This window comes from Pseudomonas sp. BF-B-15 (assembly GCF_019946675.1).
Lineage (GTDB): Bacteria > Pseudomonadota > Gammaproteobacteria > Pseudomonadales > Pseudomonadaceae > Aquipseudomonas > Aquipseudomonas migulae.
This window is the reverse complement of sequence record NZ_JAGYFZ010000012.1, coordinates 1-19822: the sequence shown is the minus strand read 5'-3', so window position 1 is coordinate 19822 and position 19822 is coordinate 1. Positions and strand designations below refer to the sequence as shown.

At 61.5% G+C, this 19822-nt stretch carries 20 protein-coding genes; 3 read left to right on the top strand and 17 right to left on the bottom strand.

The genetic code is table 11. From position 1 onward, the window contains the following. Nucleotides 1–18: 18 nt before the first annotated feature. The 9 genes from KGA97_RS06025 to KGA97_RS05985 all read right to left on the bottom strand — a co-directional run bounded on the left by KGA97_RS06025 (nucleotide 19) and on the right by KGA97_RS05985 (nucleotide 11174). Nucleotides 19–1317: an MFS transporter gene (locus KGA97_RS06025; protein WP_008036856.1), complete on the bottom strand. Its 1299-nt coding sequence runs from the start codon at nucleotides 1315–1317 to the stop codon at nucleotides 19–21. A gap of 105 nt (nucleotides 1318–1422) precedes the next feature. Continuing rightward, nucleotides 1423–2409 carry a sugar kinase gene (locus KGA97_RS06020; RefSeq protein ID WP_223480384.1) on the bottom strand — a complete coding sequence of 329 codons (987 nt, stop codon included), beginning with the start codon at nucleotides 2407–2409 and terminating at the stop codon, nucleotides 1423–1425. Next, nucleotides 2402–3184, bottom strand: coding sequence for a sugar phosphate isomerase/epimerase family protein (locus KGA97_RS06015; protein ID WP_223480383.1), 783 nt, complete (start codon nucleotides 3182–3184; stop codon nucleotides 2402–2404). Before KGA97_RS06015 ends, KGA97_RS06020 begins: the two co-directional genes overlap by 8 nt. 156 nt (nucleotides 3185–3340) lie before the next feature. Then, complete coding sequence (locus KGA97_RS06010) at nucleotides 3341–4366, bottom strand: LacI family DNA-binding transcriptional regulator (RefSeq protein ID WP_310650436.1); 1026 nt, start codon at nucleotides 4364–4366, stop codon at nucleotides 3341–3343. Nucleotides 4367–4504: 138 nt separating this feature from the next. Further along, nucleotides 4505–5113, bottom strand: coding sequence for a LysE family translocator (locus KGA97_RS06005; RefSeq protein WP_223435826.1), 609 nt, complete (start codon nucleotides 5111–5113; stop codon nucleotides 4505–4507). Nucleotides 5114–5165: 52 nt separating this feature from the next. Continuing rightward, nucleotides 5166–6005, bottom strand: coding sequence for an AraC family transcriptional regulator (locus tag KGA97_RS06000; protein WP_223480382.1), 840 nt, complete (start codon nucleotides 6003–6005; stop codon nucleotides 5166–5168). Between the two features lie 76 nt (nucleotides 6006–6081). Further along, nucleotides 6082–6723 (bottom strand): DUF1345 domain-containing protein, encoded by a 642-nt coding sequence (locus KGA97_RS05995; protein WP_223480381.1) that lies wholly within the window; start codon nucleotides 6721–6723, stop codon nucleotides 6082–6084. 179 nt (nucleotides 6724–6902) lie between these two features. After that, a complete protein-coding gene (locus tag KGA97_RS05990) occupies nucleotides 6903–10001 on the bottom strand; it encodes an efflux RND transporter permease subunit (RefSeq protein WP_223480380.1) in 3099 nt (1032 codons plus the stop codon). Between the two features lie 15 nt (nucleotides 10002–10016). Then, complete coding sequence (locus KGA97_RS05985) at nucleotides 10017–11174, bottom strand: efflux RND transporter periplasmic adaptor subunit (protein ID WP_223449940.1); 1158 nt, start codon at nucleotides 11172–11174, stop codon at nucleotides 10017–10019. A 295-nt stretch (nucleotides 11175–11469) separates the two neighbouring features. On the opposite strand from KGA97_RS05985, the gene KGA97_RS05980 reads away from it, so the two are divergent. Both KGA97_RS05980 and KGA97_RS05975 read left to right on the top strand, forming a co-directional pair. Continuing rightward, nucleotides 11470–12171, top strand: coding sequence for a response regulator transcription factor (locus KGA97_RS05980; RefSeq protein ID WP_008031130.1), 702 nt, complete (start codon nucleotides 11470–11472; stop codon nucleotides 12169–12171). 4 nt (nucleotides 12172–12175) lie between these two features. Beyond that, complete coding sequence (locus KGA97_RS05975) at nucleotides 12176–13477, top strand: ATP-binding protein (protein ID WP_223480379.1); 1302 nt, start codon at nucleotides 12176–12178, stop codon at nucleotides 13475–13477. A gap of 104 nt (nucleotides 13478–13581) precedes the next feature. Here KGA97_RS05975 and KGA97_RS05970 read toward each other — a convergent pair whose 3' ends face one another. Genes KGA97_RS05970 through KGA97_RS05960 form a run of 3 tightly spaced genes read right to left on the bottom strand, consistent with a single transcriptional unit; the run spans nucleotide 13582 to nucleotide 15420 of the window. Then, nucleotides 13582–14349, bottom strand: a complete 768-nt coding sequence (locus tag KGA97_RS05970) for an anti-sigma factor family protein (protein WP_008036838.1) — start codon at nucleotides 14347–14349, stop codon at nucleotides 13582–13584. Continuing rightward, a complete protein-coding gene (locus KGA97_RS05965) occupies nucleotides 14346–14843 on the bottom strand; it encodes an RNA polymerase sigma factor (protein ID WP_202949142.1) in 498 nt (165 codons plus the stop codon). The genes KGA97_RS05970 and KGA97_RS05965 overlap by 4 nt, the downstream gene beginning before the upstream one ends. 46 nt (nucleotides 14844–14889) lie before the next feature. Further along, nucleotides 14890–15420, bottom strand: coding sequence for a tetratricopeptide repeat protein (locus KGA97_RS05960; protein WP_223480378.1), 531 nt, complete (start codon nucleotides 15418–15420; stop codon nucleotides 14890–14892). Nucleotides 15421–15534: 114 nt separating this feature from the next. On the opposite strand from KGA97_RS05960, the gene KGA97_RS05955 reads away from it, so the two are divergent. Beyond that, nucleotides 15535–15762, top strand: coding sequence for a hypothetical protein (locus KGA97_RS05955; protein ID WP_223480377.1), 228 nt, complete (start codon nucleotides 15535–15537; stop codon nucleotides 15760–15762). A gap of 51 nt (nucleotides 15763–15813) precedes the next feature. Here KGA97_RS05955 and KGA97_RS05950 read toward each other — a convergent pair whose 3' ends face one another. The 5 genes from KGA97_RS05950 to KGA97_RS05930 all read right to left on the bottom strand — a co-directional run. Beyond that, nucleotides 15814–16767 (bottom strand): D-2-hydroxyacid dehydrogenase family protein, encoded by a 954-nt coding sequence (locus KGA97_RS05950; protein WP_008036836.1) that lies wholly within the window; start codon nucleotides 16765–16767, stop codon nucleotides 15814–15816. Nucleotides 16768–16780: 13 nt separating this feature from the next. Beyond that, nucleotides 16781–17803 (bottom strand): alpha/beta fold hydrolase, encoded by a 1023-nt coding sequence (locus KGA97_RS05945; RefSeq protein ID WP_192229989.1) that lies wholly within the window; start codon nucleotides 17801–17803, stop codon nucleotides 16781–16783. Between the two features lie 83 nt (nucleotides 17804–17886). Next, nucleotides 17887–18321 (bottom strand): YqaA family protein, encoded by a 435-nt coding sequence (locus tag KGA97_RS05940; protein ID WP_223480376.1) that lies wholly within the window; start codon nucleotides 18319–18321, stop codon nucleotides 17887–17889. Next, nucleotides 18321–18770, bottom strand: a complete 450-nt coding sequence (locus KGA97_RS05935) for a DUF411 domain-containing protein (protein WP_223480375.1) — start codon at nucleotides 18768–18770, stop codon at nucleotides 18321–18323. The genes KGA97_RS05940 and KGA97_RS05935 overlap by 1 nt, the downstream gene beginning before the upstream one ends. Before the next feature lie 822 nt (nucleotides 18771–19592). Next, a partial coding sequence (locus tag KGA97_RS05930; protein WP_223480374.1) for a hypothetical protein occupies nucleotides 19593–19822 on the bottom strand: 230 nt, incomplete at its 5' end.

Genomic DNA, 19822 nt, shown 5'->3' with positions numbered 1-19822 from the left:
ATTCATCTCTGCATCAATTCAAGGATGGGCGGCGGTCGGGCGTGTTTGCGCAACCGCAGGACGTTCCCGGTCGCTGGCGCCGGGCTTGAGGAGAATCGTCAGCACCACCGAAAACATCAGCGCGCCGCTCATCAGCAGGTAAGACGCGCCCGGCGAACCGGTGGAGCTGTTCAGGTAACCGACCAGATAAGAGCCGCCAAACGAGCCGAGCGCGCCCATGCTGTTGATCAACGCCATGGCGCCACCGGCGACGTTGGCCGGGAGGATTTCCGGGATGATCGCGAAGAACGGTCCGTAAGGCGCGTACATGCAGGCCCCGGCAATCACCAGCAGGGTGTACGACCACCAGAAATGTTCGGCGCCCAGCGCGTACGATCCGTAGAACGCAATCGAGGCGATCAGCAGCGGCGGCCAGACAAAGCGTTTGCGCTTTTGCAGTTTGTCCGAGCCCCAGGACACCAGCAGCATGCCGATCACCGCCGCCAGATACGGCAGCGCCGACAGCCAGCCGGCTTCGACCATGTCCATTTGCGCGCCGGCCTTGAGGATCGACGGCAGCCACAGCACGAAGCCGTAGACGCCGATGCTCCAGCAGAAAAATTGCAGGGCCAGGATGATCACTTTCGGCGAGCGGAAGGCTTCGGCGTAGTTCTTCACTGCCTTGATGCCCACCTGTTCGGCGGCGAGGGCGCTTTCCAGATCGTGCTTTTCGGCGTCGCTGAGCCACTTGGCCTGGGCTGGACGATCATCCGCCAGGCGCCACCAGATAAACGCCCAGAGCACTGCCGGCAAACCTTCGATGATAAACATCCAGCGCCAGCTGTAATGCTGCACCAGATAGCCCGACACCACCGACATCCAGAGCATGGTCACCGGGTTGCCGAGGATCAGGAAAGTATTGGCCCGCGAGCGTTCGGCACGGGTGAACCAGTGGCACAGGTAGATCAGCATCGCCGGCATCACCGCCGCTTCGACCACGCCGAGCATGAAGCGAATGACGATCAGCCAGTAGGCGTTGGAGACGATCCCGGTGAGCGTTGCCAGGCTGCCCCAGAGAATCAGGCTGACGAAAATCAGCTTCTTCACACTGTGTTTTTGCGCGTAGATCGCGCCCGGCACCTGGAAGAAAAAGTAGCCGAGGAAGAACAGTGCGCCGAGCATCGACGACAGGCCTGGCGTGATCATCAGGTCGGCAGCCATCCCGGAGGCGGCGGCGAAGCCATAGTTGGCGCGGTCCAGGTACGCCAGGCTGTAGGTGATGAACACGATGGGCATGATGTACCACCAGCGGCGGGTGGCGAGCGTTGCGGTTTTCATGAGTGGTGCTCCTGAGCTTGTTGTTTTTGTCGCAGCAGGTAACGGGTTTAAATCTTCGGTGATTGAGCGGGCCTCATCGCTAGCAGGCTAGCTCCCACACTGGATCTATAGGCGACACAAATCCCCTGTGGGAGCCAGCCTGCTGGCGATAGCGGCCTCGAATTCGATGGACATCTCGGATCGGGTCGGCAACCCCTCCATATCCCCGCGACTCTGCACCGCACGGCTGCCAATCCAGTTGGCGCGTTTCACGGCGTCGGCAACGCTGTGGTTTTCCAGCAGCGCGCTGATCATGCCGACGGCAAACCCGTCACCGGCACCGACCGTGTCGACCACCGTTTCCACGGGCACGCCCGCCACGAAACCGTCATCCAGATGCGTGCGGTAATACGCGCCGTGCGGGCCGAGCTTGATCGCCACCGCTTCGGCGCCCTGGTCGAGGTAAAACGCGGCGATGTCAGCCGGGTCTTCATAGCCGGTCAGCAAACGACCTTCACTCAAACCCGGCAGCACCCAGTCGGCGAGGGCGGCGAGGCGGTTGATTTCGCTGATCATCTGTTGCGTGCTGGCCCACAGGCTCGGGCGCAGGTTCGGGTCGAAGGACACGCTGCGCCCGGCTTCGCGCATGCGCGTCATCAGTTCGAAAGACATCTGTCGCGCCGTTTCGGACAGCGCCGGAGGAATGCCGGTGGCGTGCAAGTGCCGCGCCTTGAGCAGTTCGGGGATGATCGACTTCGGCGACAGATGACTCGCCGCCGAGCCGCGCCGAAAGTATTCGACCCTGGGATCGTCGCCATCGTCGGTGCGCGACTTGAGCTGAAACCCGGTCGGGTGTGCGGCATCGAGGGCAACGTTACTGCAATCCAGACCTTCCTTTTTCAAGGTGTCGATTACGAAGCGGCCCAGAGAGTCGTCACCGACCCGGCTCAGCCACGTCACCTTGAACCCCAGTCGCGATAAACCGATGGCGACGTTGCTGTCGGCCCCGGCAATGCGTTTGTGAAAGTGGTCGACGTTGGCGAGGTCGCCATTTTGATCGGCGACAAACATCGCCATGGTTTCGCCGAACGACAGGATATCGATCTCAGACATGAGCGCTCTCCAGGCGTGCTTGCCCCAAGTGGGCGAGGGCGGCGACATGCTCGGTGGTGAGCCGCACCAGGTCGTCGCCTTGCAGCGGATATTCCGCGGCCCGCATCACGCCTTGGGCCATGTGCCGCAGCAGTTGTTCCCACGAATGCAGGTCGCTGGCAGCAGGCGGCATGGCGACCAGTTTGCCATCGGCCCGGCGTGACACGGCTTTGCAGTGCACGTAGCCAACGTGGCGCCCGAGCAGGCGCGCGGCGCTGCTGGCGGACTGGTCCTGCCAGTGCCAGTTGCCGATGTCGAAGGTCATGTTGATCGGCAGATTGTGTTGCTCGACCGCTGCGAAAAAACGCTGGAACGGTTCGATGCGACCGCCGTGCAGGGTCTGATCGTTTTCCACCAGCAGTTGCACGGCGCTTTTGCCCAGGATCCGGGCGAGGGTTTGCAGGTCGCTGGTGTCGGTGAAGTAACCGAGGGACACCTTCAGCCAATTGGCGCCGAAGGCCTGGGCGCGTTGCAGGGCGGTGATCAGTTGCGGATTGGGTTTCGACTGGCCGGCCAGCCACAATTCCATCGGCGAGGAATACACGCTTTCGAGGCCTTGCGCCCGGGTGGCATCGGCCAGTTGGGTGGGGTCTTCAACGGTCAGCAGTTCTTCGCGCCATTCGATGTGGCTGGCGCCCGCAGCGGCGAGGATATCGATGAAACTGCCTTGACCGCGCTGGCGGACGAGGTCGGCGCCGTAGCTGGAGAGGCTGATGGAAACGGGTGGTTTATGCATTGTCATGGACCTCTGAAACCGGTTTCATTTTTGTTCAAAAAAAAGGATGAGGTTTTGTGGTGATCTTTTGGGCCCCTTCGCGGGCAAGCCTCGCTCCTACAGAGGTATCGCGAGCCTCTGTAGGAGCGAGGCTTGCCCGCGAAGGGGCCGAAACATTCACCGAGAATTTCCCAGGGTCGACCCACGCACAATCAACCGCGCCGAAAAATCCATCGTCCGCACCGGCCCGTCATCCCCGCGCAAACGCTTGAGCAAGCATTCAAACGCACTCGCACCCATCTCGGTCGTCGGTTGGGCGAGGGCGGTGATGCCGCTGCCCACCAGCGGGTACCAATCCAGATCATCGAGGGCGATCAAGCCGACATCCTCGAACAACGTGCACTGCAATTCGCGCAACGCATGGGTCGCGGCCAGCGCCGCAATCCCGTTCGCGCAGAACAGCGCCTTCGGGCCGGGGCCGGGTGTATCGAGAAAAGTCTTGAGGTTTGCGGTGAGGTCACTGCCGGTTTCGATCATCGTTCCGCGCAGCGCCGAACGCCGGGCAATCTGTGCCTTGAAACTGCTGACTCGTTCGATCCGTGAACTGGTGCCGTCAAACGGTTCGGTGACCAGCAGCACATCGCGGTATCCGCGTTCTTCAAGGTGGGCGATGGCGATCTCGACCGCTGCCGGATTGTCCAGCCCGACCATGTCACTTTCGAGGTGCTCGACCTTGCGGTCCACCAGCACCAGCGGCATCTCTCGATGCAGTTCCTGCAATTCGTCGCGGTGGTGGCCGAGGGTGTTAACGATCAGCCCTTCGATGTTGTACGAGCGGAGCAGGGCCAGGTGCTGGCATTCCTGCTCGTCATCGCGGTCGGTGTTGCACACCACCAGGCTGTAGCCGTGTTGACGGCAGGCGGTTTCCACCCCGTGCATCACGGCAATCGAATAAGGGTTGCGGATGTCGGCGACCAGCATGCCGATCAGGCGGGTTCGTCCACGTTTCAGACCGCGAGCCATCTGGTTCGGGCGATAGCCCAGTTCGGCAATCGACTGTTCGATGCGCAATGCAATCGCATCGGACAGCAAGGCGCGATCCTCGCCGATGAACCGCGACACGCTGGCCTTGGAGACCTTGGCATGTTCGGCGACATCAAGCATGGTCACGCGGCTGCGCTGGGCGGCGGAGAAATCGTTCACGGTCTGAAACCTTCTTATTGGAGTTATAAGGTCCGTGCGTTTGAGATCGCACTGAAACCGGTTTCAGAAGACACCAAAAGCAAATACGCCGTCAAGCCCCGCATCGTCGATTGTCCGACAATGGCCGACGAATGGGATTCAGGCCCAAAGACTCAACCAGGCCGATCCCAACAGCAACAGGGCCATGCAGCGATTGAAGCGTTGCATTGAACGAGGTGAACGCAACCAGCGCGTGGAGCCCGCGCCGAGCAATGCCCAGACCCCAAGGCAGGGCAGGGAAATCAGAAAGAACGCCAGCGACAACACCATCACATGGGCCAGGCGCTGTTCGCCGGCCCCGGCAAATACACTGACAACCGCCAGCGCCATCATCCAGGTTTTCGGGTTGATCAGTTGCAGGCCGGCAGCGCCCAAAAGACCGAGCCGGGCGTCGGCATCTTGGTTGGTGACGGCCTCTGCCGGGGCGTTGAAAATCTGCCAGGCGAGGTAACTCAGCCAGGCCACGCCGATCCACTGCATCGCGGTTTGCACGAAGGGCCAAGCGGTCAGCGACGCCCCGGCACCACTGCCGACCAACAACACAATTGTCGCGGCGCTGGCACAGGCGCCGAAGATGATCGGCACGGCGGCCACCAAGCCGTATCGGGCACTGTTGCTCAACACCAGAATGTTGGTCGGGCCGGGCGTGATCGACGCCACGAACGCAAACAACAGGAAGGGCAGTAACGTCGGGAAAGTGGACAGCATCGCGGGCAAACTCCGGTGAAGATCTTTGAAGTCGATCTTCACAATCCCACGGTCAACTGTCTGGAAGATTTGAGCAGCGCTTGCGATACAACGCGGGCGTCAGGCCGTAGGCCCGCACGAACCAACGGCCCAGATGACTCTGATCGGCGAACCCCAACGCCATGGCCACCGTGGCCGGTTGTTCGCCTCGGGCCAGCATTCTGCGGGCCGTGGCCAGGCGCAATTGCACCAGATAGGCGTGCGGGGCGATGCCGTAAGCAGCCTTGAAGGCGCGGGTCAGGCGAAAGCGATCGACGCCCGTTGCGGCGGCCAGTTGGTCGAGGCCGATGTCCTCGTGGGCATGGGCGTGCAGATATTCCCGAGCCTTCTGCGCCACCAACGGCAATCGCGGGTCTTCGCCATAACGGGCACGCCAGTGCAGGTGAGTGGTGAGGCGTTCGAGCAAACCGTCGAGGGCAGTCTGGCGGACGATTTTCAGCTCGCCGTTGTGCAGCGCCTGAAACGCCAGGCTGGTGGCGTGGGCCAGGCGCACGTCGGTGGCCAGGGTATTGGCGAAGCTCAATTGACTGTTGTCCGGCGCGTTGTCGAACACGGCACTGAGTTCGCGTTTCAACCACTGCGGGTCGAGGTACAGCATGCGGTAGGTGAAACCGTCTGCCGTCGGTGCTTCGCCGTCATGGATGTCACCCGGTTCGAGCAAAAACACCTTGCCCGGCGTGCTCTGGTGCCGGGCCCGCCGGCAGTTGAATTGCTGCACCCCTTGCTCGGTGACGCCCACCAGATAGCTGTCATGCCAGTGTGGATCGTAGGCGTGGCCCTCGAAATGCGCGCGCAGCGTCTCGATGCCGGTGTCGGCGTCCTGGGCCAGGTCGATCCAGTTGTGAGTGGTCATGCTGCACCTGCGAGACGGATTGCCGGGTTATTTAACGCCCGTGGCGAGGGCGATGCCTAGAACGTTTGTGCACGGCTCAGTTGAACAGGCCCGCAGCGATGTTGATCGAGAACCCGAGAATCGCGGTGTTGAACAGAAAACCGATCAGCGACTGCGCGAGCACAATCTTGCGCAATTCCCGAGTGGCCACGCCGACATCGGAGGTCTGCACGGCTGCACTGATGGTGAACGAGAAATACAGGAAGTCCCAATAATTGGGGGTGGTCAGCCCTTCAGCGAAGCGCAAAGCCGGGTCTTTGCCGGCCCAGGTGTAGAACAGGCGGGCGTAATGCACGCTGAAAATCACCCCGATCAACAGCCATGAACCGATGACGGTCAGCGCGGTAAACCCGTAATGCAACAGTTTGCGGGTGGTTTCGAGGTCATTGCTGCCGGCCAGTTCGAAGGTGATGGTCGCCAGGCTGGCGATGGCGGCGATGCACACCACGAGCAGCACCAGCCCGGCGTTCTCGTCTTCGACTTCGGCAATGCGTTTCACATCCGGCGCTTTGGCGCGGGCGGCGAGCCAGAGCATCAGCACCAGATACGACCAGACCCCGGCGTTCCAGCCGAAGAGGATTTTGCTGATGATCGAATCGGCCGGAGCCAGAATGCCCACCGCAACACCGAGGGTCGCAGCGGCGGACAGGCGAGGGTGGGTGCGGGCGAGGAAGGGCATGGAGGCTCGATGGGTTGGGGTATTGCAAACACCTTAGCCCAGCGTGGCCCCCTCTGACCAACGACGATCCTTGTAGGAGCGAGGCTTGCCCGCGAAGACGGTGTAACAGTCAATACTTCACTCGACTGACACACCGCCTTCGCGGGCAAGCCTCGCTCCTACAAGGGGGATGTGTGCGGTTAGATGTTTTTGTGGCGTTTGCGCACCAGTTTCATCACCACCACAAAAAACACCGGCACAAACACCACCGCCAGTGTCGCGGTGATCATCCCGCCAATCACCCCGGTGCCGATGGCTTGCTGGCTTGCCGAGCTCGCGCCAGTGGCGATCGCCAGCGGCACGACGCCGAGGATGAACGCCAGGGACGTCATGACGATTGGCCGCAGGCGCAGGCGCGCGGCTTGCAGGGTGGCGTCGATCAGGTCGTGGCCTTCGTCGTACAGGCTCTTGGCAAACTCGATGATCAGGATCGCGTTCTTCGCCGACAGGCCGATGATGGTGATCAGCCCGACCTTGAAGAACACGTCGTTGGGCATCCCGCGCAAGGTCACGGCCAACACCGCGCCGAGTACACCGAGCGGCACCACAAGCAGCACCGAAGTCGGAATCGACCAGCTCTCATACAACGCCGCCAGGCACAGGAACACGATCAACAGCGACAACCCGAGCAGGATCGGCGCCTGGCTGCCGGACAGCCGTTCCTGCAGCGATAACCCGGTCCATTCCTGGCCCAGGCCCGCTGGCCCTTGCGCGACCAGTCGCTCGATTTCCGCCATGGCTTCACCGGTGCTGTGGCCTGGCGTCGGTTCACCGGAAATACTAATTGCCGGATAGCCGTTGTAACGGGTCAACTGCGCCGGGCCCTGAGTCCATTTGGCCTGGACGAAGGCGGACAGCGGCACCATTTTCCCGCTGCTGTTGCGCACGTGGATCTTCAGCAGGTCGGCGACCTGACTGCGTTGATCGCCTTCAGCCTGAACCACCACCCGCTGCATCCGCCCCTGATTGGGGAAATCGTTGATGTAAGCCGAACCGACTGCGGTGGACAGCACGCTGCCGATGTCGGTAAACGAAACCCCCAGCGCATTCGCCTGTTTACGGTCGACGATCAGTTGCACTTGCGGCGCTTCGGCCAGCGCGCTTTCGCGCACGTTCATCAGGATCGGACTTTTCTCGGCGGCTGCCAGCAACGCGGTACGCGCCTGCATCAGCGTGGCATGGCCGAGGCCGCCACGGTCCTGCAAGCGGAACTCGAAACCGCTGGAGGTGCCGAGGCCGTCCACCGGCGGCGGCAGGACCGAGAACGCCATGGCGTCCTTGATCTGGCTCAGCGCGATGTTGGCGCGGTCGGCAATCGAACTCGCCGAGTCGTCGCTGCCGCGATCCGACCAGTCTTTCAACGTGGTAAACGCCAGCGCCGCGTTTTGCCCGCTGCCGGAGAAGCTGAAACCCAGAATCACCGTGCTGTCGCCGACACCCGGTTCGGTGGCGTTGTGCGCTTCGATCTGCTCGACCACCTGCACCGTGCGATTTTTGCTCGCGCCGGGTGGCAGTTGAATGTCGGTGATGGTGTAACCCTGATCCTCCACCGGCAGGAACGAAGAGGGCAGACGACTGAAGCACAGCCCCAGACCGACCAGCAGCACGCCGTAGATCAGCAGGTAACGACCGCTGCGTTTCAGCGCATAAGCGACCCAGCCCTGATAGCGCTCGGTCAGTTGTTCGAAGCGTCGGTTGAACCAGCCGAAGAAGCCGCCCTTGGCGTGATGCTCGCCCTTGGCAATCGGCTTGAGCAGCGTTGCGCAGAGCGCCGGGGTCAAGGTCAGGGCGAGGAAGGCCGAAAACAGAATCGAGGTGGCCATCGACAGCGAGAATTGCCGGTAGATCACTCCGACCGAGCCCTGCATGAACGCCATTGGAATAAACACGGCGACCAGCACCAGAGTGATGCCGATGATCGCCCCGGTGATCTGCTTCATCGCTTTGCGCGTCGCCTCTTTGGGCGACAGGCCTTCGGTGGCCATGATCCGTTCGACGTTTTCCACCACCACGATGGCGTCGTCCACCAGAATGCCGATGGCCAGCACCATGCCGAACATGGTCAGTACGTTGATCGAGAACCCCAGCGCGAGCATGGTCGCAAAGGTGCCCATCAGCGCCACTGGCACCACGAGGGTCGGAATCAGCGTGTAGCGGAAGTTTTGCAGGAACAGGAACATCACCGCGAACACCAGCACCATCGCTTCGATCAGGGTGTAAACCACTTTGGTGATCGAGACTTTGACGAAAGGCGAGGTGTCGTACGGGATCTTGTATTCCACATTGGCCGGGAAGTAGCGCGCCAGTTCATCCATCTTCGCCCGCACCAGCGTCGCAGTGCTGAGGGCGTTCGCGCCGGGCGACAATTGCACGCCGACGGCGGTGGACGGCTTGCCGTTCAGACGCGTGCCAAACTGATATTCCTGGCTGCCGATTTCGACCCGCGCCACATCACCGATGCGCACGGTAGAACCGTCCGGATTGGCCTTGAGCACGATGTCGGCGAATTCTTCCGGGGTCGACAGCTGGCCTTTGACCAGAACGGTTGCGGTGATTTCCTGGGTGGTGCGGGTCGGCAGGTCGCCGATGCTGCCGGCCGAAACCTGGGCGTTCTGCGCAACGATGGCCGCGTTGACGTCGGCCGGTGTCAGGTTGAAACCGATCAGTTTCTGCGGGTCGATCCAGATCCGCATCGCCCGCTCGGCGCCGTACAGCTGGGCCTTGCCGACACCGTCCAGGCGCTTGATCTCGTTCATCACGTTGCGCGCCAGGTAATCGCTGAGCGCCACGTCGTCGAGCTTGCCGTCAGTAGACGTCAGGGTGATCAGCAACAGGAAACCGGCGGAGACTTTCTCCACCTGCAAACCTTGCTGGTTGACCGCTTGCGGCAGGCGCGACTCGATGACTTTCAGGCGGTTTTGCACATCGACCTGGGCCATTTCCGGGTTGGTGCCCGGTTGAAAAGTCGCCTTGATCGTGGCGCTGCCGAGGCTGCTTTGCGATTCGAAATACAACAGGTGATCGGCGCCGTTGAGCTCTTCCTCGATCAGGCTAACCACGCTTTCGTCCACGGTTTGCGCCGAGGCGCCCGGGTACACGGCGTAGATTTCGATCTGCGGCGGCGCGACATCGGGGTACTGCGCCACCGGCAATTGCGGAATGGACAGGGCACCGGCCAGCAGGATGAACAGGGCAACCACCCAGGCGAACACCGGGCGGTCGATAAAGAACTGCGGCATAGAAAAGCGTCCTGCTTACTGACCAGAAACCTGGGCAAGTGGAAGAGGGGAGTCGTCGATCTGCACTTTCTCGCCGGGCTTGGCGTGTTGCAGGCCTTCGATGACGATGCGGTCGCCAGACTTGAGGCCTGCGGTGACGATCCAGCGATCGTTTTGCACGGCGCCCAGCTCTACGGTTTGCTGGCCGACGCGCAGTTCCGCATCGAGCACCAGCACCTGCGCAACACCCGCGCTGTCGCGTTGAATGGCGCGTTGCGGCACGCTGATGCCTTGCTGGTTCACCGCTTGTTCCAGGCGCACCCGCACGAAGCTGCCCGGCAGCAAGTCGAGGTCGGGGTTGGGAAACTCGCTGCGCAGGATGATCTGGCCGGTGCCCGGGTCGACGGTGATGTCGGTGAACAGCAGCTTGCCCGGCAGAGGATAAAGGCTGCCGTCATCCTGAATCAGCGTGGCCTTGGCCTGACCCTGACCCACTTCTTGCAACTGGCCGGAACGGAAGGCGCGGCGCAGGTCGTTGAGTTCGCGGGTCGACTGGGTGAGGTCGGCATGAATCGGGTTCAACTGCTGGATCAATGCCAACGGCGTGGTTTCGTTCTGCCCGACCAAAGCGCCTTCGGTGACCAGTGCGCGGCCGATGCGCCCGGAAATGGGGGCGGTGACGGTGGCGTACCCGAGATTCAGTTTCGCTCGATCCACGGCGGCTTTATTGGCCGCGACTTCAGCGGCGGTTTGCCGTACGGCGGCCCGGGCGTTGTCGTAATCCTGGCCGCTGATGGCATTGCCTTCGATCAACTGGGCGTAGCGCTGTTCTTGCAGCCTGGCCTGGAAGGCGTTGGCCTCGGCCTTGCGCAGCGAGGCTTCGGCGCTGTCCAGGTCAGCCTTGAACGGTGCCGGATCGATGCGGAACAGTACGTCGCCTTTTTTCACGTCGCTGCCTTCGTGGAAGGCGCGTTGCAACACCACGCCGGCGACCCGGGCGCGCACTTCGGCAATCCGTGGCGCGGCGATCCGTCCGCTCAGTTCGCTGGTGATCGACAGGGGCCGGGGTTTGATGGTCTCGATGCGCACGGTGGCCAACGGCGCCTGCTCTTCAGCGTTCGTGGATTTGTCACACGCGCTCAGCGACAACGCCAGGGCTAGCAGGCTGAGCTTGGCAAGCAGGTTCTTCGACATGTAAATACCCCAATAATGAACTCCCGCATCCTACGGGGAGGCGACGAGGGTAGCGGTGAAGCTTTGTTGGTGCTGTGTGAAATTGTGTAATGGTTTTGCTCAGGCACGGGTGAGGGCGTATATCCTTCACGGCTTGAAATTTATTGCGCCTGTCAGGCAGTCATCGCTAGCAGGCTAGCTCCCACAAGGGATCTCATGTGGACACAAACATTGTGAACACCACTGAACCCCTGTGGGAGCTAGCCTGCTAGCGATGGCGGCATAACAGCCGCCACTGCACTCTCTGGAAACACCCATGCCCAACATCCTCCTGGTCGAAGACGACACCGCGCTCTCCGAGTTGATTTCCAGCTACCTGGAACGCAACGGCTACTCCGTCAGCGTGATCAGCCGCGGCGACCACGTGCGTGAGCGCGCGCGGGTCAATCCGCCGGACCTGGTGATCCTCGACCTGATGTTGCCGGGGCTCGACGGCCTGCAAGTCTGTCGCTTGTTGCGCGCGGATTCGGCCACGCTGCCGATCCTGATGCTCACTGCCCGTGACGACAGCCACGATCAGGTGCTGGGCCTGGAAATGGGCGCCGATGACTACGTCACCAAACCCTGCGAACCCCGCGTGTTGCTGGCCCGCGTTCGTACACTGTTGCGCCGCAGCAGCCTCAGCGAACCGCAGACGGCCAATGACCGCATCCTCATGGGCAATTTGTGCATCGACCTGTCCGAACGCACCGTGACCTGGCGTGAACAACTGGTCGAGCTGTCCAGCGGCGAATACAACTTGCTGGTGGTGCTGGCCCGGCATGCCGGCGAAGTGTTGAGCCGCGACCAGATTCTGCAACGCCTGCGCGGCATCGAATTCAACGGCACCGACCGCTCGGTGGACGTGGCGATTTCCAAACTGCGACGCAAATTCGACGACCACGCCGGCGAGGCGCGCAAGATCAAGACCGTGTGGGGCAAGGGTTACCTGTTCAGCCGTTCCGAGTGGGAATGCTGAGGCGATGTTCAGAATCCTCTTTCGCCTGTACCTGGTGACGATCATTTCGTACAGCGCGGCGATCTACCTGGTACCTGACGTGGTGATCAAGGTCTTCCAGGAGCGCTTTGTCACCTACAACCTCGATTACTCGCGCGGGTTGCAGTCGCTGATCGTCAAGCAGTTTCACGCCGTGCCCGAAACGCAGTGGCCAGCGTTGGCGGCGAAGATGGACAAGGAATTCAACCCGCTGCACATCGTCCTCAGCCGCAATGACGATGACGGCCTGACCCTGGCGGAACAGAAACGTTTGCAGCGTGGCGAGAATGTCGTGCGCATCGGCGACTGGGGCTGGCGCACGCTGGCGGTGGCACCGTTGAACTCGCAAACCGTCGTGCAAATGGTCGTGCCGCCGGACCCGCTGGACGTGAATTTGCTGTACTGGAGCATCAACGTGCTGATCGGCGCGACCATGCTCGCGTGCCTGTTGCTGTGGCTGCGCCCGCACTGGCGCGACCTGGAGCGGCTCAAAGGCACGGCTGAACGCTTCGGCAAGGGGCATTTGAGCGAGCGCACCCAGATCCCCACCCACTCCAACATCGGCAGCCTGGCCAACGTTTTCGACACCATGGCCGGCGATATCGAAAACCTGCTGAACCAGCAGCGGGATTTGCTCAACGCGGTTTCTCACGAGTTGCGCACACCGCTGACCCGCCTGGATTTTGGCCTCGCGCTGGCACTGTCCGACGATTTGCCGGCTGCCAGTCGGGAGCGCCTGCAAGGGCTGGTCGCGCACATTCGTGAACTGGATGAGTTGGTGCTGGAGCTGCTGTCCTATAGCCGCTTGCAAAATCCGGCCCGGCTACCGGAACAGGTGGAAGTGTCGCTGGATGAGTTCATCGACAGCATTCTGGGCAGTGTCGATGAGGAGCTGGAATCCCCTGAAATCGTGATCGACGTGCTGCTTCACGGCCAGCTCGAACGTTTCACACTCGATCCTCGGCTGACTGCCCGGGCGATTCAGAACCTGCTGCGCAACGCGATGCGCTATTGCGAGAAGCGTATTCAGATCGGGGTTCAGGTCTGTGCCAAGGGGTGTGAAATCTGGGTCGATGACGATGGGATCGGCATTCCCGATGACGAACGCGAGCGGATTTTCGAGCCGTTTTATCGACTGGATCGCAGTCGCGATCGGGCGACTGGCGGCTTTGGCCTGGGATTGGCGATCAGTCGGCGGGCGCTGGAGGCACAGGGCGGTACGCTCACCGTCGAACCGTCTCCGCTGGGCGGCGCACGGTTCCGTTTGTGGTTACCGATCCCGGCCTGATGACCGCCGAAAAACCTGTGTAGGAGCCGGCTTGCCGGCGATGGCGTCCTTGAATTCAACGCAATGTCTGATGGCCCCATCGCCAGCAAGCCGGCTCCTACAGGTCACGCGCTTAGCCGACTGCGCAACACCTTCGCCATCTCCTCCAGCTCCGACGCCGGGTTGTGCCCGATCAGCATCCACGCATGTTCCATGTCCGCCCAATACACCACGTTCATTCCGTGCCGACGCTCGTGGGCGAAGTGGCGACTGCCACTGTTTGAGCGGGTGACGCACAACGCCATGGGGCCGTGCGCCGGGTCCAGATACGTAATCTGGGCGATGGGCATGCCGTCGTATTCGAGGATTTGTGCGCGTTTGAGCTCAACGCGTGGCAGGCTCAGTTGAGCCGGCAAAAGGCGCAGCCCCAGGCGTGCGTCGATGGTGTGCAATTGCGCGCGCTGAGTGGCTTCGTCGCTGGGCAAGTGTTCCAGGGTTTGCGGCACGTACATCGACATGTAGTCCGCCACCAGCCCTCGCCAGCTGGATTTGTGCTGGCTCGCCTGCCAGCCAAGGAACAACCGGTCCGCGAGCACGCCGCTCAACACCAGGCCGGCTGCCGCCGCGAGGAACCTGCGCCGATTTATCGCGGGCCGGGCAGGCGAGGGCAAGGTGTCGAGCATCGCTTGCAGGCGGTCCACGGGCGCCTGTTGCGCCAGTTCGTCGTAGGCGGCCTTGAACGGCAGGCTGCTGCGGGCCAGCCATTGAAGGCGCAGGTTGAGCATCGAGTCTTCGGCGATGACTGCGTCGATGCGGCTGCGCTGATCGCTATCGAGTTGGTCGTCGAGGTAGGCCACCAGTTGCTCGTCCGTAGGCATCGTGTGATCGTTCATCGACGTTCTCCTGTGGAAGGGTTCGACACCGCGTGCAAGGGCGGGTACTCGGCCAGTTTCGCCCGCGCCGCGGCCAGGCGGCTCATGACCGTGCCGATGGGCACGTCCAGGACTTCGGCGACTTCGCGATAGGACAGGCCCTCCACGTAGGCCAGAAATACCGTTTCGCGTTGCGCTTCAGGTAGCGCATCGACGCGCCGAATCACCTGCGTGGCGAGCACGTGAGTTTGCGCGGCGTATTCACCGTCGAACGACAAGGCGTTGTCGGCATCCACCAGCCCCTGGCCCTGACGCACTCGGCGCGAACGCACTTCGTTGAGCCAGATCGAATGCAGAATGCTCAGCAGCCAGCGGTCCAGGCGGCTGCCGGGGACAAATTGCCCGGCACACTCCAGCGCACGCACGCAGGTGGCCTGCACCAGGTCTTCGGCGACATGCCGCTGCCGGGACAGTAGCAGGCCGTAGCGCCATAAGCGCGCCAGGTGCTGGCCCAGCTCTGCCCGTATTGCCTGATCGCTGGCGATGGCGACCTCCGTCCTGTCAGGTTTTCGATGAATCGTTAATGGCTTCAGCCAGGTCCTGGTACTCCTCGCAGGTGCTGCCGCAGATCGATTTTATCTGCTGCAACTGCTCCTGGGCGAGATCCAGCCGACCCTTGATCACATAAGCCTCGCCGAGGTACTCGCGGACTTGCGCGTACTGCGGGTCGAGTTTGACCGATTGCAGGTAGTAACCGATGCCCTCGTCGGTGCGCCCCAGTTTACGCGTAGCGTAGCCGCGATAGTTGAGCGCCTTGGCGGTGTCGGGTTCTTTCAGTGTGTCGAGCAGTGCCAGGGCTTCCTCGTAGCGACCGTCCTTTGCCAGCCGATAGGCGTAATCGGTGCGGTCGGCATCGGACACCTCGCCGCTGGTCTGCCTCACGCATTTTTGCGACCTGGAGTCGAAGACCTGGCCTTTTGGGCAGTTGGGCCTGGCCGGTGCGTCATCTTCACCATTGGCCAATGCAAGGGTAGCGGACAACGCAAAGGCGAGCAGTAGCTGAACGGTAAAAACAGTAAGACGGGTATTCATGGATGATCTCCACTGGCTTATTCGTTTCAGTTCAACCACGCCCCGGCAACATGCACGCAAGGTGTTATCCCGCAGGCCGAAATGATGAGTCTTCGCTGTCATGAACACCGCAGGGTGAACAATTATTCATTTCTTTCGGGCGGTCTTTTCGAGGCACGCGCACACAGGTTCGTGGTCGATCTGGGTGTCCACCCGTTTTGTCGCGGCTTTATCAGCGCAGGAAGGGCGAAGGTGGATGGGCAAATTCGCGTGCTGATCGCCGCTGAGCCCGAATTGCGGGGCAAGGATGTGGTGACGGTGCTTTATGTGACGGCGGCGCTTATCGCGATGAAGGCCAGTTAGATTTGTGGTGCGTTCATCGCCGGCTGGCCGGCGATGAACGATGACCGGGTCTCAGCTGAGCAACCGGATCGGCTCTCCAGCTGACCAGGCCTGAATGTCCTCGATCATTTGCGAAAAGAACTGATGGTAGTTCTGCTGGCTGACGTACCCGACATGCGGCGTCGCCAGCACATTCTCCAGCGTCCTGAACGGATGATGAGCGGGCAAGGGTTCCTGCTCGAACACGTCCAGTGCCGCACCGGCCAGCCGTCGTTTTTGCAACGCCTTGATCAGCGCCGCCTCATCGACAATCGGCCCGCGAGCCGTGTTGACCAACAGTGCGGTGGGTTTCATCCAGTCCAGCGCTTGCGCGTCGACCAAGCCGCGACTGCGGTCGCTGAGCACCAGATGCACCGACAACACGTCGGCCTGTTCGAACAACGCCTGCTTGCTGACGTAGGTCACGCCCACTTCGGCGGCGCGTTCGGCTGTGAGGTTTTCGCTCCAGGCGATCACCCGCATGCCGAACACCTGGCCGAACTGGGCGACTCGCTGGCCAATGCTGCCCAAACCGAGAATCGCCAGGGTCTTGCCGTGCAGGTCACCCCCCAGGCCTTGTTGCCATTTACCTGCACGCAGGGCGTTGGCTTCCACGACCAGGTTGCGGGTGGCGGCCATGATCAGCGCCCAGGTCAGTTCCGGCGCGGCGTGTTTGTAACTGTCGGTGCCGCTGACCTGAATGCCAAGCGCGGCAGCGGCTTTCAGGTCGAGGGCAGCGTTGCGCATGCCGCCGGTGACCAGCAGTTTGAGGGTCGGTAGCCGACGCAGCAGGTCTTCATCGAAGCGAGTGCGCTCGCGCATTACGCAGATCACTTCAAACCCGGCCAGCCGTGCTGCCAGCGTTTCGTTATCCGCCGGATAGTCATGGATGAAACTCACCTGGCCGATGGCGTCCAGCGCCGACCAGTCAACCACCTGCCGCGCCACATCCTGCCAGTCATCGAGTACCGCAATCTGCACAGCCATCCGCCTTACCTCATCAATGAACGGGGTTGGAATTGTTCAGCCAGGCGAGCAGGGCCTGGTGGAATTTTGCCGGTTCTTCCATTTGCGGCGCGTGGCCCATGCCGGGGAATTCAACCAGCGTCGAGTGAGGAATCAGTTTCGCCACCTGTTTGCCGAGTACGTCGTAGTGACCGATTTTCGCTTTGACCTCGGGTGAGGCGATGTCCTTGTTGATGGCCGTGGAGTCGGCAGTGCCGATCAGCAACAGCGTCGGCACCTTCAGGTCCTTGAATTCGTAGTACACCGGCTGGGTGAAGATCATGTCGTAAATCAGTGCCGAGTTCCACGCCACCCGGGTTTTGCCCGGGCCTTTGGCCATGCCTGCGTACATGTCTACCCAGCGGTCGAATTCGGGTTTCCAGCGGCCGTCGTAATAAGTGTTGCGCTGATAGTCGTGAATGCCTTGCGCCGTCACCTTGAGCTCACGCTCGTACCATTGATCCACCGTGCGATACGGCACGCCGAGGGCTTTCCAGTCTTCAAGACCGATTGGGTTGACCATCGCCAGTTGTTCGACCTGCTCGGGATATTGCAGCGCATAGCGGGTGGCGAGCATGCCGCCCGTGGAATGCCCGAGCAGGCTGGCTTTCTGGATGCCGAGGGCTTTGAGCAGTTGTTGGGTGTTGGCCGCCAGTTGCTGGAAGCTGTACTGATAATTGTCCGGTTTGCTGGAGGTGCAGAAACCGATCTGGTCCGGCGCGATGACCCGGTAACCGGCGTCGCTCAAGGCCTTGATCGACGTGTCCCAGGTTGCGCCGCAGAAATTCTTGCCATGCATCAGCACGATGCTGCGCCCGTTGGCCTTGCCGTGCGCGGCGACGTCCATGTAGCCCATTTGCAGGGACTGGCCCTGGGATTCAAAGGCGAAGTGCTTGAGCGTATAGGGGTATTCGAAGCCTTGCAGTTCGGGGCCATATTCCGGGCCTTCGGCCGCGATGGCCGGCAGTGCGGCGGTCAGCAGCAGGCTCGGAAGCCAGCGGGAGCGTGCGAGGGGCATGGGGAACTCCAGAGGAAATCGGCGATGCTGGATCGGCATGATTAGGGCGGTATTAAGCACAGGCAATCGCGGCGGGTGATGGTTCAACCGATCCAGCCCAGAGTCGCCAGGGCCAGCACGCCGTAACGGGCGCCTTTGGCGAGCGTCACGATCAGCAGGAAGCGCCCCAGCGGTTCGCGCATGACGCCGGCGACCAGCGTCAGGGGATCACCGATGACAGGCACCCAACTCAACAGCAACGACCAATGACCGTAGCGCTGATAATGAATGCGGGCCTTGTCCAGATGGCGTGGGCTGACCGGAAACCAGCGCCGCTCGCGAAACCGCTCGATACCGTGACCCAACCACCAGTTCAGCAGCGAGCCGAGCACATTGCCCAGCGTCGCAATTGCCAGCAGCGACCAGAGCCAGTACTGCTCGCTGAGCAACAGCCCCACCAGGACCGCTTCGGACTGCAACGGCAGCAGGGTCGCCGCACCGAATGCGGCGAAAAACAGCCCGATGTACGCCGCAGACATCAATGGGCGGCGGGGTAGTCCGCCACCACCACGTCAGCGCCGTCCTTTTTCAGGCCGATCACCTGATAGGCGTCGCTCATGCCGTCCATTTCCATGCCGGGCGAACCCATCGGCATGCCGGGCGCGGCCACGCCCAATAGATCGTCACGCTTGGTCAAGGCCAGCACCTGATCGGCCGGGACATGGCCTTCGACGAATTTGCCATTGATCAAACCGGCGTGGCAGGAAGCGAGACGTGGTGGCACGCCGTGCTGTTGCTTGAATTCGCTCATGTTGGCTTCGACGTGATCCTCGACCTTGAAGCCATTGGCCTCCAGGTGGCTGATCCACTTTTTGCAGCAGCCGCAGTTGGCGTCGCGGTGGACCTCGATGGGGATGAGGTCGGCGGCCTGGGCCAGGGACGAAATGAACAGGGCGCTCAGGGCGACCAGACGCAGATGGGTTCGCATGGAGGGATCTCGACTCGGATGGCGGTCAAAAAAAGAGGCATTTTGACTACTTTAGCCGGTTAAGAGCGACGAGATTGTTTCGAATTAATGCTGGGGTTGTGGGGGATTCTGGGTTGTACGGGTTTTGGTTGGTGTACATATCCATTGGTTTGGTGATGGCGGATATGGGTTTCGCCCTTACGGCGAGTCACTTTCGAAAAGCGCGAAAGTAACCAAAGCGCTTTTGCCCCTTTCGTTCGGTGCCTCGCTAAGGCTCGGCATGCCCTCGCTCCGGTCCTGCTCCGTGGGCCCGCCGCGATCGGCCATCCCTGGCCGTGCGCGGCTAACCCGGCATCCATGCCGGGTTGCCCACTGCGCAGAACCTCCACTCGGCCTCTCGAGGGGGCGTGCACCTCAAGATCAAAAGCTGAAGGCGAGCTAACGCTCGGCCTGATGAGTGGTGAAGATCAAAAGCGCACACCGATCCCTGTAGGAGCCGGCTTGCTGGCGATAGCGGTGGGTCATCCAGCATATTTGTTGACTGGACGGATGCCATCGCCGGCAAGCCGGCTCCTACAGTTGATCGTATTTATCCAAGCGCAAGTGCATTTCCCTTGTAGGAGCCAGCTTGCTGGCGATAGCAGTGGGTCATCCAGCATATTTGTTGACTGGACGGATGCCATCGCCAGCAAGCCGGCTCCTACAGTTGATCGTATTTATCCAAACGCATGTGCATTTCCCTTGTAGGAGCCAGCTTGCTGGCGATAGCGGTGGGTCATCCAGCATATTTGTTGACTGGACGGATGCCATCGCCGGCAAGCCGGCTCCTACAGTTGATCGTATTTATCCAAACGCAAGTGCATTTCCCTTGTAGGAGCCAGCTTGCTGGCGATGGACGCCAACGATAACGCGGGCTGTCTGAATGAACGCGTTGTCCGGTCGTTTTTCGCGGGCGAGCCTCGCTCCTACAGGGAATCGCGTTTGCTTTTGCTTCTCACCACTCATCAGGCCGAGCGTTAGCTCGCCTTCCGCTTTTGATCTGAGCGCCCCCTCGAGAGGCCGAGCGCAGGTTC

Excerpts from the sequence above, each read along its gene's own strand:
- KGA97_RS05995 (WP_223480381.1), bottom strand. The coding sequence starts at position 6,723 with ATGCCCTTCCTCGCCCGCACCCACCCTCGCCTGTCCGCCGCTGCGACC.
- KGA97_RS05960 (WP_223480378.1), bottom strand. The coding sequence starts at position 15,420 with ATGAATACCCGTCTTACTGTTTTTACCGTTCAGCTACTGCTCGCCTTT.
- KGA97_RS05935 (WP_223480375.1), bottom strand. The coding sequence starts at position 18,770 with ATGCGAACCCATCTGCGTCTGGTCGCCCTGAGCGCCCTGTTCATTTCG.
- KGA97_RS05970 (WP_008036838.1), bottom strand. The coding sequence starts at position 14,349 with ATGAACGATCACACGATGCCTACGGACGAGCAACTGGTGGCCTACCTC.
- KGA97_RS06020 (WP_223480384.1), bottom strand. The coding sequence starts at position 2,409 with ATGTCTGAGATCGATATCCTGTCGTTCGGCGAAACCATGGCGATGTTT.
- KGA97_RS05950 (WP_008036836.1), bottom strand. The coding sequence starts at position 16,767 with ATGGCTGTGCAGATTGCGGTACTCGATGACTGGCAGGATGTGGCGCGG.
- KGA97_RS06000 (WP_223480382.1), bottom strand. The coding sequence starts at position 6,005 with ATGACCACTCACAACTGGATCGACCTGGCCCAGGACGCCGACACCGGC.
- KGA97_RS05945 (WP_192229989.1), bottom strand. The coding sequence starts at position 17,803 with ATGCCCCTCGCACGCTCCCGCTGGCTTCCGAGCCTGCTGCTGACCGCC.
- KGA97_RS05975 (WP_223480379.1), top strand. The coding sequence starts at position 12,176 with ATGTTCAGAATCCTCTTTCGCCTGTACCTGGTGACGATCATTTCGTAC.
- KGA97_RS05940 (WP_223480376.1), bottom strand. The coding sequence starts at position 18,321 with ATGTCTGCGGCGTACATCGGGCTGTTTTTCGCCGCATTCGGTGCGGCG.
- KGA97_RS06025 (WP_008036856.1), bottom strand. The coding sequence starts at position 1,317 with ATGAAAACCGCAACGCTCGCCACCCGCCGCTGGTGGTACATCATGCCC.
- KGA97_RS06005 (WP_223435826.1), bottom strand. The coding sequence starts at position 5,113 with ATGCTGTCCACTTTCCCGACGTTACTGCCCTTCCTGTTGTTTGCGTTC.
- KGA97_RS05985 (WP_223449940.1), bottom strand. The coding sequence starts at position 11,174 with ATGTCGAAGAACCTGCTTGCCAAGCTCAGCCTGCTAGCCCTGGCGTTG.
- KGA97_RS06015 (WP_223480383.1), bottom strand. The coding sequence starts at position 3,184 with ATGCATAAACCACCCGTTTCCATCAGCCTCTCCAGCTACGGCGCCGAC.
- KGA97_RS05980 (WP_008031130.1), top strand. The coding sequence starts at position 11,470 with ATGCCCAACATCCTCCTGGTCGAAGACGACACCGCGCTCTCCGAGTTG.
- KGA97_RS05990 (WP_223480380.1), bottom strand. The coding sequence starts at position 10,001 with ATGCCGCAGTTCTTTATCGACCGCCCGGTGTTCGCCTGGGTGGTTGCC.